The 14,893-nt window shown below is 73.0% G+C and carries 7 protein-coding genes and 1 pseudogene; 6 read left to right on the top strand and 2 right to left on the bottom strand.

Annotated features, from left to right (window positions below; translation table 11 throughout):
- Window positions 1-329 precede the first annotated feature (329 nt).
- Together G3A44_RS17590 and G3A44_RS17585 are read left to right on the top strand one after the other, a co-directional pair.
- Window positions 330-1,352: an ABC transporter substrate binding protein gene (locus G3A44_RS17590; protein ID WP_163459062.1), complete on the top strand. Its 1,023-nt coding sequence runs from the start codon at window positions 330-332 to the stop codon at window positions 1,350-1,352.
- Between the two features lie 72 nt (window positions 1,353-1,424).
- Complete coding sequence (locus G3A44_RS17585; RefSeq protein ID WP_163459061.1) at window positions 1,425-3,818, top strand: ATP-binding protein; 2,394 nt, start codon at window positions 1,425-1,427, stop codon at window positions 3,816-3,818.
- On the opposite strand, the gene G3A44_RS17580 is transcribed toward G3A44_RS17585, so the two are convergent.
- Entirely contained in the window at window positions 3,808-4,524 is a 717-nt protein-coding gene (locus tag G3A44_RS17580) for a response regulator transcription factor (RefSeq protein ID WP_163459060.1), read from the bottom strand. The genes G3A44_RS17585 and G3A44_RS17580 overlap by 11 nt on opposite strands.
- Window positions 4,525-4,713: 189 nt before the next feature.
- On the opposite strand from G3A44_RS17580, the gene G3A44_RS17575 reads away from it, so the two are divergent.
- Window positions 4,714-5,691, top strand: coding sequence for a hypothetical protein (locus G3A44_RS17575; RefSeq protein WP_163459059.1), 978 nt, complete (start codon window positions 4,714-4,716; stop codon window positions 5,689-5,691).
- Between the two features lie 40 nt (window positions 5,692-5,731).
- Here G3A44_RS17575 and ylqF read toward each other — a convergent pair whose 3' ends face one another.
- Window positions 5,732-6,697 carry a ribosome biogenesis GTPase YlqF gene (ylqF, locus tag G3A44_RS17570; RefSeq protein ID WP_163459058.1) on the bottom strand — a complete coding sequence of 322 codons (966 nt, stop codon included), beginning with the start codon at window positions 6,695-6,697 and terminating at the stop codon, window positions 5,732-5,734.
- A 219-nt stretch (window positions 6,698-6,916) separates the two neighbouring features.
- Between ylqF and G3A44_RS17565 the strand changes: the two genes are divergently transcribed.
- The 3 genes and pseudogenes from G3A44_RS17565 to G3A44_RS24150 all read left to right on the top strand — a co-directional run.
- Complete coding sequence (locus tag G3A44_RS17565; protein WP_163459057.1) at window positions 6,917-9,892, top strand: Ig-like domain-containing protein; 2,976 nt, start codon at window positions 6,917-6,919, stop codon at window positions 9,890-9,892.
- Between the two features lie 200 nt (window positions 9,893-10,092).
- Window positions 10,093-10,755: a hypothetical protein gene (locus G3A44_RS17560; RefSeq protein WP_163459056.1), complete on the top strand. Its 663-nt coding sequence runs from the start codon at window positions 10,093-10,095 to the stop codon at window positions 10,753-10,755.
- 43 nt (window positions 10,756-10,798) lie between these two features.
- Window positions 10,799-14,893 (top strand): annotated as a pseudogene (locus tag G3A44_RS24150) (hypothetical protein); the annotation flags it as partial.

Raw genomic sequence — 14,893 nt, 5'->3', positions numbered from 1 at the left:
GTAGCTGCGCTTTGGATCGGCCCCTGAAGCCCCGCCAGCGCTGGCATCCTCCCCCAGCAACACCCCCGCCAGACGGACCGGTGGCCGGCCACCCGCCATGGGTTTCAGCGGGCCGCCCAACGGCCCGTCCGGCTCGGCGCCGTGGCTGGGGCACAGCTTCATCCAACAGAAGTAACTCCCCTCCATTTGGTGCTGCTGCTTACGGTTTGTCTGACTCATGGCTCATCGCTCCATTGCTTTGCGTTTGCCTGCCTGTGGCTCGGGGGGCAGGCCGCCCCATGGTCCTGTTCAGCGGCGGACCTGCGCAGGCGACACAATCGGCGCCAGCCATGGACCCGCCGACCACCCTCCGCCGCCCTGTGCTGCGCCGCTCGCGATCGGGCTGGGGCTGGGCTGCCCTGCTGGCGCTGCTGCCACTGCTGCGGCAGACGGCCAGCGCCCCTGCGGAGCCGCCGCGCCTGCTGTGGCTGGGCGCCACGCAGGCTGCGGCCGACCCCCTGTACCAGCATGCGCGCCAGCGTTGGGCGCAACGTTCGCCGCCGGCCTGCACCGGCCACCGCCTGGAACATGCCGCCCTGGACGGCACGCACCTGGCGGCGCTGGATGCCGCCGTGCGCCGGCACCTGGCGGCGCCACCCGATCTGGTGGTGGCGGTGACCGCCGATTCGGCCGCCGCGGTGCGCCGCCACGGCCCGCAAGTGCCCCTGGTGTTTGCCAGCTTCCTGGAGCCCCGGCGCCTGGGCCTGCTGGGTGACCCCGGCCAGCGCGCGCCCGCGACCGGAGTAGACCTGCACGACACCGCCGACGCCGTGCGCCTGGGCCTGCTTCACCGGGCCTTTCCCGAGCTGTCGCGGGTGGCAGTGCTGGCCGACGAGGCCTGGTTGACCGAAACCCGGGGCGCCCAGGACCTGCGCCTCCAGGCCCACCGGCTGGGCCTGGCGCTGCAGGTGCATGCGGTGGAATCGGCACCGGCCCTGCGACAGCTCTTCTCCCAGCTGGATGCCCTGCCCGCGTCCCGGCGCCCCCAGGCCTGGTACCTGCCAGCCACCTATGTCGCCTACTTGGCCCAGGCCGACCTGCTGGCCGCCCTGCGCAGCCGGCACCTGCCCCACCTCTCGGCCAGCGCCGACGATGTGCGCGCCGGCGGCCTGATGGCCTACGAGGCGGAAACCCAGTTCAGCTATGACGCGGTGGCCGACCTGGCCGCCCGGGCCTGCAACGGCGAAGACCTGCGACAGATTCCGCTGGAGCGCCCGCGTCGGCACCGACTGACGCTGCGGGCCGACTACGACCTGGGCGGGCTGCGGGTGCAGCCGGCGGTCGTGGCACTGGCCGACGAGGTGCTGCGCTGAGCCCATGGCCCGCGCCCACGCCCCCCAATCCCACCCCGCCCCGCCTGGGCGGCCAACGGCCTGCCGCCCGCCATGATCCAGCCCTGGATCCCCCTGCCCCCCTTGGCGCGCCGCCGGGCCCTGCAGATCGGCCTGGTGGCGGTGCTGCTGCTGGCCCTGTCGGGGGCAGTGCAGATGTTCCACACCTACCAGCAGAGCCGCGGGCAGGCGGTGCAACTGCAGGCCGCCCAAGCCGATGCGGCCGCACGCGAGATCGAGCAGGCCCTGCAGGGGCCGGCCGCCGCCCTGCGCGACAGCGGCAAATTCCCCTGGGGAGCCCCCGGCTACGGCCCCGAGCGCCTGCGCGACGAACTGCAGCGCCTGCTGGTGCTGCACACCTCGCTGGTGGAGGTGCGCACCCACGACCCCGAAGGCCGGCTGCTGGCCCAGGTCTCGCGCACCGCCCCGGATCTGCTGGGGCCGGGCCGCCTGCCGCGCCGCCCTGGCGCCACCCAGGCGGCGGTGGCCGGCCCGGTGCGTTTTGGCCAACCCTTCTTCCAGGGCGCCGACCCCCAGGTGGAGCTCCGCGTGGCCGAAGTGGACGCCGGCCGCGCCGAGGGCGGCGTGCGCACCACCGCCGTGGTCCACCTGCGCCTGGTGGCCGACACCCTGACCCGGGTGGGCGAGCGCCTGGGCGGGCGGGCCTGGCTGGTGGATGCCCAGGACCGGCTGATCGTGCACCCGGTGCAGATTGAAATGCTGCGCCAGCGCCGCCTGGACGGCCGTCCCGACCTGCGCGCCGCCCGCGCCGCCCGTGCCGCCGGCCGGCCCCTGCCCACCGGGCAGGACAGCCTGGACCTGGAGGGCCGGCCCACCCTCAACACCGTGGTGGAGCTGCCCGAGACCGGCTGGCTGCTGGTGCTGGAGCAGCCCCGCGACACCGTGATGGCCCCGGTGCTGGACACGCTGCAGCGCACCGCCCTGCTGATGGGCGCGGCCGCAGTGCTGGCCGTGCTGGCCAGCCTGTGGCAAGGCCGCCGCTTGGCCGCGCCCATCCTGCTGCTGCGTCGGGCCAGCGCCCGCATCGCCTCGGGCGACTTTTCCACTCCGGTGGCGCTCCAGACCGGCGACGAGCTGGAACTGCTGGCTGACGACTTGAACGCCATGGCCCGCCGCCTGGGCTCGTTTTACGAGCAACTGGAGGCCCAGGTCACCCAGCGCACCGAACAGCTCAGCCAGGCGCGGGACGCGGCCGAGCGTGCCAGCCTGGCCAAGACCCGATTCCTGGCCGCCGCCAGCCACGACCTGCGCCAGCCCATGCACACCATCGGCCTGCTGGTGGGCGTGCTGCGCAGCCGGCTGGCCGCCCTGGAGGCGGCAGGGGGCGGTGAGTCTGCCACGGCCCAGGTCCAGACCTTGGTGGGGCGGCTGGGCACCTCGGTGGAGGCGATGGAGCGGCTGTTCAACAGCCTGCTCGACATCTCGCGGCTGGATGCGGGGCTGGTCCAGCCCCGACTGGAGACCTTTGCCCTGCATGAACTGCTGCAGCGGCTGGCAAGCCAGTTCGAGCCCCAGGCTCAGGCCGCCCGGCTGCGGCTGCGCGTGGCGCCATGCTGCGCCCTGGTGCGCAGTGACCTGGCGCTGCTGGAGCGCTGCCTGGTCAACCTGCTGGGCAACGCCCTGCGCTACACGCCCGCTGGCGGCCAGGTGCTGCTGGGCGCGCGCCGCCGTGGCGATGGGCTGGCCGTGCAAGTGCTGGACACCGGCCCGGGCGTAGCCCCTGCCGACCAGGCCCGCATCTTTGAAGAATTCGTACGCTTGGGCACGCCTGAGGCGGGCACCACCCAAGCCGGTGGCTCCCAGGGCCTGGGCCTGGGGCTGGCCATCGTGCAGCGCACCGCCGAACTGTTGGGCCACCGGCTGTCCCTGCGCTCGACCCCAGGCCGCGGCGCCTGCTTCGAGCTGCTGCTGCCGCGGGTGCAGGCCCACGAGGTGCTGCCTGCGGGCCCCGCCCTCACGCCGTCGGTCGACCGCCTGCGGGGCGCCTTTGTACTGGTCGTGGACGACGACGCCGACAACCGTCAGGCCCTGGAGGTGCTGTGCCAACGCTGGGGCGCGCTGGTGGCCTGCGCCGGCAGCGCCAACGCCGCCCTGGCCGAGCTGGACCGCCACCTGCGCCCGCCCGACCTGGTGGTGACCGACCTGCAGCTGGGCCCTCGGGCCCAGCCTGGCTTGGCTGCCGAGACCGATGGGCTGAGCCTGCTGCCCCGCCTGCGCGAGGCCACGGGCGAGGACACCCCCGCCCTGCTGCTGACGGCTGACACCTCGGCCACCACCGCCGCCCGCGCCCTGGCCCTGGGCGTGCCGGTCCTGCACAAACCCGTCGGGGCCGACCGGCTGCTGGAGACCCTGTGTCTGCTGTTGCCGCCGCATGTCCAGGACGCCCCGTCCAACCCGCCGACGGCGACGCCGCCCGTCAGCGGCTGAAACGCCAGCCCAGGCGGCTGGCCGCCACGATGGCCTGGGTACGGGTGGTCACGTTCAGGGCCCGCAGCACCGCGGTGGTGTGGGTCTTGACGGTGGCCAGGCCCAGGTCCAGATCCCGGGCGATGAGCTTGGCCGATTTGCCCTGCAAGAGCAGGTCCAGCACCTCGGCCTGGCGGGGCGACAGGCCCAAACGGGCCGCCACCGCCGGCCCGTCGGTGCCTGGTCCCGGATCGGCACGGTCGGCCGCACCTGCGCTGCCCGTTGCGTCCGCCCCGGTGGGCCGCAGCTCGACCGGGGCGGCCACCCCGCCGGGCAGAAAAACGCTGGGCGGCAGGTAGATGCCCCGCGCCAGCACCAGCTGCAGCGCCGCCAGCATCACCAGCCCGGTGGAGCTCTTGGGGATGAAACCCATGGCGCCAGCGTCCAAGGCCCGCAGCACGCTGTCGCGGTCATCCGATGAGCTCAGCGCCACCACCTTCACCTCCGGCCGCGCCGCCTTGAGCCAAGCCATGCCCTGGATGCCCGAAGCCCCCGGCAGGGCCAGGTCCATCAACACCAGGTCAAAAGCCTCCCCCGCCTCAAACCGGGCCAGGGCCTCCTCGCAGCTGCCCGCCTCCTCCACCTCCAGGGGCTGCACCAGCGGCTGCAGCAGCAGGCGCATGCCTTCACGGAACAGGGTGTGGTCGTCGACGAGCAGCAGGCGCATGGCACGGTCCAGGGGAGGGGTCGGCGGATCTTCCCACCACCGGGGAAGCTTGTGAATTCACCGGCGGTAACCGCGGTCTCCCCCTTCGGCATGAGCCCGGTGGAGGATGGGCCGGACCGGGCGGCGGCGATGCAATGGGGCCGTCGCCCGTTTGGCGCGCCCTGCAGACCCACACCCGAGGAGTTCACCATGTCCCTGTCCCCCCGCCCCCGGTTCGCCGCCGGTACCGCCCTGCTGATCACGACCCTGCTGGCCGGACCCGGTGCCTGGGCGGCAGAGCAGGACATCAAGCCGACCTGTGAAACCGGCTGGAGCCCCAACAAGGACGGCAACTGCATGCCCGCCGAGGCACTGCAGGCCAAGCTCAACGGTAACCAGGCAATGTGCGCGTCTGCCGGCGGCACCTTCCAGAGCGCCACCCCCAACACCTGCGCCGTGGTCGCCCAGACACCCCGCTGCCCCGGTGGCCCCCAAGTACGGTACAGCAGCGCCACCAAAACCTGCGTGGTGGACACCACCGTGAACCCACCGGCCCGCACCAACTACGTGTCGGATTGCCTGAAGCTGACAACGCCCCTGAAGGGGGTTCCGCCGCATGTGACCCACATCCGCGTGCTCTCGCAGACGGAGGACGGCACCGAACTGAGCGCCGTAGCCGCTCCCCAGTCCCCCTTCTATTCCTGTTCTGCCCCCGACATGGACTCGGCAGGCCAACTGCCCACCCGGCTGACCGTGCGGGTAGAGGACGTGGTCGCCAGCGGCGCCCTACGCCGTGGGTACACCTACGGCACCCTGGTGGTACCGTTCAAGTACTACATGGGGGCCAAGGAACTGGCGCCCTCGGCCACCATTGCCCCGTATTTCGGCCGCCGCATCGAAGCGCTGGGCGGCAGCGCCTCGTTTATCGTCGCCGCAGGTGTGGGCGTGGTGTCGGGCAGCTCCAAGGACGCTGGTGGAAATGCCCAGACCGAGCAGCTCACCGCCTTCAGCACCGCCTGGGGCCTGACCTTCGAGACGCGCAAGCCCAACAGCCAGAACGGCCGCGGCCTGCAGTCCGGAATCCTGGTGGGCCGCGACTACGTGGGCCGGGCCCACCGGGCTGCCTTTGACCAGCACGGCAAGACCTGGGTCTCCGTCCAGATCGGCTACGACTTCACCGACTACTGACGCCCGCGGCTCCCCAAGGCACCTGCCGGCGCCCTGGGACTCACCCCTGCGGCTCGGCCTTGGGCTTGCGCACCCGGATCAGGCCCGCCTCCTTCAGCGCCTGCTTGCGGGCCAGGCGGGCGGCCTCTTCGGCCTCAGCCTTCACGCGCCAGGCGGCCAGCTCCTCGGGGGTCTCCAGGGTGATGCGGCCCATGGCGCCTGCACGGAAGTCAGCGATCAGCACCTCGGCGGCTTTGTGCAGGTCCACCACACCGCCGGCGCGCACCGCGCTGCGCCGCCGGCCAATGGCCTCCAGCAGGCGTTCGCTGGGCAGGGCCGCCACCTCCTCGGGGCTCTCCTTGAGGCCATAGCGGGACTGCAGCACGGCGGCGTAGTGCGGCTGCAGGGTTTCCAGCAGCTCCAGCGCCACCTCCTGCTCGTCGTAGGCGTTGGCGCCCACCGCGCCGCTGGCGGCCAGGTGAAAGCCGCTCTTGGGCACCGTGATCTTGGGCCACAGCATGCCCGGGGTGTCAAACAGGTAGGCGTCGCTGGCCAGCGTGATGCGCTGCTCGTTGCGCGTCACCCCCGCCACATCTCCGGTCTTGGTGGCCTTCTTGCCCACCAGCGTGTTGATCAGGGTGGACTTGCCCACGTTGGGCACACCGCAGATCAGGATACGCAGTGGCTTGTCCATGCCGCCGCGCAGCGGTGCCAACGCGCGACAGCCCTCGGCCAGGCGGGCCGCCGGCGCGCGCTCGCTGGCGTCCAGCGCCAGGGCGCCGGTCTCGTGCTGCGCGCGGTAGTGGGCCAGCCAGCGCGCCGTCCGGTCGGCGTCGGCCAGATCCTGCTTGTTGAGCACCTTCAGGCTGGGCTTGCCGGCGGTCAGCTCGGCCAGCAGCGGATTGCAGCTGGAGCCCGGCAGGCGTGCGTCCAGCAGCTCGATCACCACATCGATGCCCTGCTTCATGCGCTCGGTGATCGCCTTGCGCGTGGCATGCATGTGGCCGGGGAACCATTGGACGGACATGGGAGTGACTCAAGAGCAGAAGCGCCGCAGCGCGGGGCGCGTATTGTCGCCGCGACCGGTGGCCGGGGGAGCCGGCGCGCCTGCCGTACGTACGGCTGTCGCAGATCACTCAAGTCCGCTGAAAAGCGGCCGAAACCAAGCGCTAAGCCGTCGCTCCGCCACGGCCTCACCTGGGGCCGGGCTGGCGCATGACCTTCTCCTGCCTCCCCCCTCGCGCCCATGCCCCTCAACACCGCCCCCCGCTTTACCGTCGGCGACGGCCAGATCCACACCCCCTTCAGCGCCACCGGCAGCCGCGCGCTGGATGTGGCCGTTCAAACCGACGGCAAGCTGGTGGTGGTGGGCACCACCGCCGGCAATGTCGGCGTGGCCCGCTACCTGAACGACGGCACGCTGGACACCAGCTTCTCGGGTGACGGGGTGATGACCTTCAGCGTAGGCAGCGGCGAGGACATCGGCCGCCGCGTGAAGATTGATCCCGATGGCCGCATTGTCATCAGCGGCACCTCCAGCAGCGCCGCAGGCAGCACTGGCAAGCTCGACAGCTTCCTGGCCCGTCTGAGCACCGACGGCGCCCTGGACACCCGCTTCTCCAGCGACGGTCTGTTCGTGCACTCCCTCACCCCGGATCACGACGCCGGCACCGACTTCCTGCGCGATGCCAGCGGCAACTACCTGCTGGGCGGCTGGGGCCGGCCCAACACCACCGGCTCGGCGCTGAACTTCACGCTGGACAAGGTGGGCAGCACTGGCACGGGCATGAGCACGGTCTACGTCTCGCCCAGCAGCGGGGCGGACTACGGCCTGGCCATGGCCCGCGCTGCCGACGGCAAGTTGCTGCTGGCGGGCTACAGCTGGAGCGGCAGCACCTACTCGGTGGCCCTGGCCCGCCTGAACGCCAGTGGCACGCTGGACACCACTTTCTCGGGTGATGGCCTGCTCACCAGCCACCCCCTCACCCAACCCTGCATGGCGCTGGGCGTCACCGCGCAGGCCGACCTGAAGCCCGTGGTGGTGGGCAGCGTGCTGCTCACCAGCACAGACCGCGACATCCTGGTGGAACGCTTCACCGCCAGCGGCGCTCTGGACACCAGCTTCTCCGGAGACGGGGTGGCCACCTTTTCGCTCAGCAACGGGGTGGACCAGGCCCGCCAAGTGATCGCGCTGGCCAGCGGCAAGCTGCTGGTCGCCGCTGAATCAGACGGCGAGCTGGTGGTGCTGCGCCTGAGCAGCAGCGGCACCTTGGACGGCAGCTTTGGCACCGGCGGCGTGCTGCACACCGGCCTGCAAGCGCCCTCCGGCACCGCCGCCGTGGGCGGCATGAGCGTGGACGCCAGCGGCCGCATCGTGCTGGCGGGCACGGCGCTGGTGGACGGCGTGACCCAGTTCACCATGGCCCGCTACAGCGCCAACGGCGTGGCCGACCCCGGCTGGGGTGTGCGCGACACCGTTGGCACCACCCCGATCGGTTTCACCGAGGACGGGGCGGACGTGCGCCTGGCCCCAGAGGCCCGCGTGGTGGACACCGAACTGGCCGCGCTGGCCGCCGGCCGTGGCGACTACGGCGGCAGTACGCTGCAGATCGCCCGTCAAGGCGGCGCCCAGGCCGATGACACCTTCAGCGCCGCCGCGGGCTCGGCACTGGGCGCCTTGAGCCACGGCGGCGCGCTGGTGTGGGACGGCCAGACCGTTGGCACGGTGCTCAACCTGCAGGGCGGGCTGCTGCGGCTGCAATTTGCCGCCGGCGCCACCCAGGCGCAGGTGGACGGCGTGCTGCAAAGCCTGGCTTACCGCTGCCTCTCTGACACCCCGCCCGCCCAGGTGCAACTGAGCTGGACTTTCAACGACGGCAACGCCGGCGCCCAAGGTACTGGCGGGGCCAGTCTGGCCGTCAGCAGCGTGACGGTGCACATCACCTCCACCAACGACGCCCCACTGGCCCTGGTCAGCCTCGTGCAAGGGGTGGAAGACACGGCGCTGGTGCTCACCCTGAGCCAGTTCGGCTTCAGCGATGCCGACCATGACAGCCTGGCCGCCCTGCAGTTCGTGGGCCTGGAGGGGCGCGGCGAGCTGCGCCTGAACGGCACGGCCCTGGGCACCGGCCAAACCGTCAGCGCCGCCCAGATCAGCAGCGGCGCATTGAGCTACGTGCCGCAAGACAACAACGCCGGCACCGCCGTGGCGCAGATCCTGTTCAAGGTGAGCGACGGGCAGGCCTTCTCGGCCAATACCGCCGCGCTCAGCGTGGACCTGAAGGCCGTGCTGGACAACCTGAGCCTGAGCGGTGGCACCGGCAACGACAGCCTGCGAGGCGATGCCATCGACGCCGGCAGCCATGACCGCCTGACCGGGCTGACCGGCCATGACCTGCTCGACGGCGCGGCGGGCAACGACACCCTCGACGGCGGAGACGGCAACGACACCCTGCTGGACGGCAGCGGCCACGACAGCCTGCTCGGCGGCAACGGCAGCGACCGTCTGGAAGGGGGCGCGGGCAATGACACCATGCGCGGGTCTGCCGGCAGCGACACCGCCGTGTTCGGCGCTGCCAGCTCGCTGATCGACCTGAGCACCGGCACCGCCAGCGGCACCGGAGAGGGCACTGACCTGCTGACGGGCATTGAATCGGTGATCGCCGGCAGCGGCGATGACACCGTGCTGGGCAGCGCCGGCCACGACAGCCTGAACGGCGGCAACGGCCAAGACAGCCTGAGCGGTGCCGACGGCAATGACCTGCTCACCGGCGGCACCGGGGCCGATACCCTGCGCGGCGGTGCCGGCAACGACCGCTTGAACGGCGAGGCCGACCACGACTGGCTGGTGGGCGGCGGCGGCGCCGACACCCTGGCCGGCGGCGCGGGCTCGGACACCTTTGTGTTCGACGGCCCGCTGGGCGCCGGGCAGGCCGACCGCCTGAGCGACTTCAGCAGCGTGGACGACACGCTGCAGCTCGACCACCTCGTCTTCACCACCTTGCGCAACGCCAGTGGGGGCAGCACCGGCAGCGTGGCCAGCGGGCAATTTGTGGCCAACACCGCCGGCCGGGCGATGGACGCCGACGACCGCCTGGTCTACGACAGTGATGGCGGCCAGCTGTACTACGACGCCGATGGCAGTGGCAGCGGCAGCGCCGTGCTGTTTGCCACCCTCAACCCGGGCACCGCGCTCACGGCGCAGGACTTTGTGCTGGTGTGAACGCGTTGCCGATGCGTTTGGGGCGCGTGCAGTGTGAGGTGCGGTTGGCGTGCGGCTGGGGTGCGGGCGGGCCCGCACCCAAGACCTGATCCTGCAGGCGCTCAAGCAGGCCCCACACCGGCCGATCATCACCAGGTCAGGGCGGACGCGGTTCGCCCCGTTCCCCTGCCCGGGGCCTGCCCCGCGGCGGCCCGACCGCCATGCGCCATCCCCTGCTGACCCTCTGGCGGCACCATCTGCGGGTGCTGATGTTCGAGACCGGCGGCCTGCCGCCCGAGCTGGGCGGCAGCGCGGCCACGCTGTGGCGCGAGCCGGGCTACAGCGGTCTGCAGCGGCGGCGTTTCGGGCGCCCGGACGAGGCGGCCCAGTGGCTGCAGTTCTGGCGTGGCGACCCCGCCGCCCTGGCCGACCTGCGCTGGGTGGCCCAGCGCCTGGGCACCTCGACGGCGCGCCAGGCCGCGCTGCGACCGGACGACATCTTTGCCCTGCTGGGTGAGGCCCTCTGGCGCGGCGGCCTGGTGGTGGCCGAGAGCGCCTTCGGCCAGGTGCCCGCCGGACGGCTCACCCTGGCCCCGGCCTCGGCAGGCGGCATGTCCAGCGCGCTGTCCAACCTGCCCTCACTGGGCGCCATGCCCAGCATTCCGGTGCTGCCGCCGCTGCTGCCCGCACTCGAAGACCTGCAGGTTGAAGGCGCCGGCGTGCTGCCCGAGGTCAAGGAATCCATCGCGCAGATGAAGACCGGCATCGACCAGATCGCCTCGGCCAGCACCTCGCTCACCCCGGCGCCCGACAAGGTGCCCGAGATCCAGGGCACGCTCAAAGAACGCAGCGCCGCGGTGCGCAGCACGCTCGACAGCCTGTGAGCGGCTGACCACCCCAGCCCCCTGGAACCCCACCCACCGCCCGATGCAGTTCGTCACCCGCACCCAGACCGCCTTGAACGATGGCGCCACCCAGGTGGCCCAGGCGGTGCAGCAGGGTGTGACGCGGCTGGGCGGCGAGCTGGCCGCCGGCATCAGCGATGCGCAAACCGCTGCCCGCACCGTGGGCAACGGCCTGGCCGCCATCCCGCCCGAGCTGGCCAAGCTGGCCCCGCTGCTGGACCCGCGCCCCACGGTGAACGCCCTGGCCGGCGTGGCCCAGCAGCTGGCCACCGACCTGCAACACATCGCCGGCACCGCCGCCACGCTGCCGCAGCGCCTGCAGCCGGTGATCGAGGGCCTCCAACCCCTGCCCACTGACGCCCAGGCCCTGGCCCGCCGCGCCACACAAATGCCCGCTGAGCTGGCCCGCTTGGCGGTGCCCGACCTGCCCGCCCTGCGCACCCAAGCCAGCGCCGCCGCCGAGCGCGGTCAAGCCCTGCTGAACCACGCCAGCGGCCTACCCGCACGCCTGGCCACCCTGGCCACCGACCTGGCGCAGAGCGCCCGCCGCAGCGCCGAAGACTTCGCCCGCACCCAGCAGGCCACCGCCCGCCACTTGGGTGAACAGCTGCTGCAACAGGCGCTGGCCGAAGCCCGCCGCCAAGGCCTGGCCGCCGGCCAAGCCGCGCTGGTGCAGGGCGACGCCCCCCCCCTGGACGCCCTGCCCGCCCACGCCCGCCACTGGGTGCAGCAACAGGTGCGCGACCAGTTGCAACCCGCCTTGATGCGCGCCCGCGACGACGCCGTGCTGCGCGCCCGTGAGCAGCTCACCCAGGCCTGCGAGGCCCTGGCCACCCTGGCCCACGGCGAGGTGGACATGCTGCGACAAGCCGTGCAAACCGAACGCGAGGCGCTGGACACCCTGCTCGACACCCTGCGCGCCGGCGTGCAACGCACCGCCGACGGCACCCAGGCGGCGGCCAACGAGCTCACCGGCGGCGTGCTGGGCCTGCTCAACACCCTGCAGCAGCAGCTCGACGCCGGCGCCGATGTGCTGGCGCAGTTGCTGGCCGACCTGCAAGCCGAGCTGCTGGGCCTGCACGCCCGCATTGACGACGCCGGCCTCGCCCTGGCCACCCCGCTGGACCAGGCCGACGCGCTGATCGAAGGCATTGCCGTGCAGGTGGATGCCGTGGCCGCCCTCGTCACCCAGGTGATCGAGGCGCTGCAAGCCCAGGTGCGGCGCGTGGGCGAGATCGTGGCCGGTCTGCAGCAAACCGTCAGCGAGGTGATGGACGGCGTGGACACCGCCGTGGCCGGCTTCAAAGAAGCGCTGGTGCTGCTGGGTGCCGACATCGACACCCTGATTGCCCAACTGCGCGACCTGCCCCGCCAGCTCGACCCCGTGCGCGAGCAAATCACCGCCGCCGATGTGCTGCTGCAGATGATCCTGTCGCGGGTGGAGAGTTTTGTACTGCAGGCCGACGGCGCCCTCTCCGCGGCCAGCGCCGAGCTCAAGCAGGCCGGCGCGCTGTGCGACAACGCCATCGACCTGTGCACCCGCTATATGCTGCGCTGCCCGCCGCTGGTGGCCGCGCGGGTGCTGTTCATGGGCGTCAAGGCCCTGCTGCCCAAGCTGCAAAGCGCCATCAGCAGCGCCCGCAGCGTGGTCCAGAAGGCCGGGCAGACCGCCACCACCCTGCTCAACACCGCCCGCCAGGCGGTGGATGCGCTCAACGGCCTGCTGGACCAGGCCATCGCCCAGCTCCAAGGCGTGATCGAGCAGCTGGTGGGGGTGCTCAAGCAACTGCAAGCGGCGCTGGTGCAAGGGGGCGAGCGCCTCTCCGCCCTGGCCGCCCAGCTGCGCGAGAAAGCCCAAGCCGCCGCCGCCCAGCTGGACGCCATCCCCATCGCCGCGCAAAACGCACTGGACCAAGCCCTGGCCGCCGCCCAGCCCCGCGAACGGGTGGACGCCGTGGCCGCCCAGGTGCGTGCCCTGCCCACCCAACTCACCCAGCCTGTGCGCGACCGCCTGGACCAAGGCCTGCAGCACACCCACGGCCAGCTCGACACCCTGGCCGCACAGATCGACACCCCCACCCAGGCTGTACGCGACACCCAGGCCCGCCTGACCGACGCCCTGGCCCAGGTGGCCGACGCCGTGCAGCAGCCCGCCCGCGCCCTGCAAGACCTGCTCGCCCAAGCCCTGGACCAGGTGGACCAGCTGCTGGCCCGCCTGCGTGACGCCCTGGACCAAGCCCGCGACCAGGTGGTGAGCCTGCTCGACCAAGGCGACCTGGGCATTGACGACCTCAAGCGCCAGGCCCTGGAGGGCCTGGACGCGCTGCTGCCCGCCCCGCCCCAAGACATCCCGGCGGACGCCCCCCCCAGCGCCGACCCCACGGACGCCGCCGACACCCTGCACAGCGCCCTCATCGACCACGCCCAGGCCCGAGGCGACGCCCTGGACGCCGCCGCCGAACAAGCCCGGGACGCGCTGCACAGCCAAGCCAGCGCCGCCTGCGCCCCCCCCGACGATCCCGGCGCCGACCCCGGCCCGGCCTGGGCCAGCACCTGCGAGCAGGCCCAAGCCACCCTGCAAGCCCGCGCCGACGCAGCCAACGCCCAGGCCAGCGCCGTGCAAACCCAGCACACCGCCAGCCAAACCGCCCTGGCCCAGGCCGCCGAACAGCTGCAGACCCAGGCCAGCGCCACCCCGCCCGACTGGCCCGAGCCCCCCACCCTGCAAACCCGCGCCGACGCCGGCCTGGCCGACGCCCGCCAACACGCCGCCGAGGCCGTGCAGGCCAGCGAACAGGCCGCGGCCGACGCCACCGCCCCCCTGGAGGCCCAACTCGCCCCCGCCAACACCGTGGTCGACGACCTCAGCGCCGCCCTGCACACCGCCCAGGCCGAGGCCGAGGCCACCCAGTCCCAGCTGCAAGCCGAACTGCTGCCTGCCGCCGCCGCGGCCGACGCCGTGCGCGCCGCCAGCCTGACCAGCGAGGCCCGCCTGGACGCCGAGGTGGCCGCCACCCACGCCCAAGTGACCGCGCTGCGCGACCAGGCCCAAGCTGGCATTGATGCCGCCCAGGCCGAGGTGGACCGCGTGAACCGTGACATCGAGGCCACCCAAGCCCAGGTGCAAGCCGCCGAAGCCATCGTGGAGGCCGAAGTGGCCCGCCACGGCGGACAGGTGCAGCGCCCTGCGGCCGCCGACACCCCGGCACGCGACACCGGCCCGCAAGGCGCCGGGACCGCCGACGGCCAGACCACAGCGCCCGCGCCGGCGCCCGCGTCCGAACCCGCCCCGGCCCCCGCAGCAGCAGCAGCAGCAGCAGCAGACGGACGCGAAGCACCTGCCAGGTCCACCGACACCAACGACACCAACGACACCAACGACACCAACGACACCACCGGCACCGCCAACCCGGCCACACCCGCGGCAACGTCCGGCACCGGGGCCGCTGCCGCGTCTGGCGCGCCGGCAGCGGCGCCCTCCGCGGCAGGCGCCGGCAACCCCGCAACGGGCTCCGTGCCAGGCGCCGCACCAGGCGCCGCGTCAGGGGCCCCGTCGGACACGGCGCCGGGTGTCGTCCACGCGGCGGACCGGTCGAGCGGCACGGCAGGCGACAAGATCGCCCCTCAGGCCGCCAGTCGGGCGCCAGACGCCCCCGATCCCCAGATCGCTGCCGTGCCGACGGCCGCCGCCCCCGCGGCCGCCGCCACACCGGGCGATACGGCCGGCACCACCAGGGACATCCCCAGTGCGCTCCCCGGCGACGTCCAGCCGCCGCCCCCCGCCGTCACGGCCCAGGCCGCGGCTCAGGCCACCGGGCCTGTGCCCAAGCCGCGCGCGGCGCCACCGCCGCCGTCGTCCCGCCCCACGGGGAGCGTGCCCCAGGCGGGGCCAGGCGCCCCTGCGCAGGCGGACCCGGCCGTGGCCCCGGCGTCCGTGCCACCGGTCCTGCCAAGCGCCCCGGCCTCGGTCCCGGACGCTGCGCCGGTCGCCGTGCCGTCCAGGCGGCCTGACCCGGGCCGGCGGCCCGCCGCGCCCGTGCTGCCCGCCCGACCGCAGCCGGTGCAGATACCTGACCCGTTGCCTGACCCATTGCCTGACCCATTGCCTGACCGGTTG

Source organism: Ideonella livida, from assembly GCF_010499455.1.
Lineage (GTDB): Bacteria > Pseudomonadota > Gammaproteobacteria > Burkholderiales > Burkholderiaceae_C > Ideonella > Ideonella livida.
Note: the sequence above shows the minus strand (reverse complement) of the source record. Positions and strands in the feature narration are given on the sequence as shown.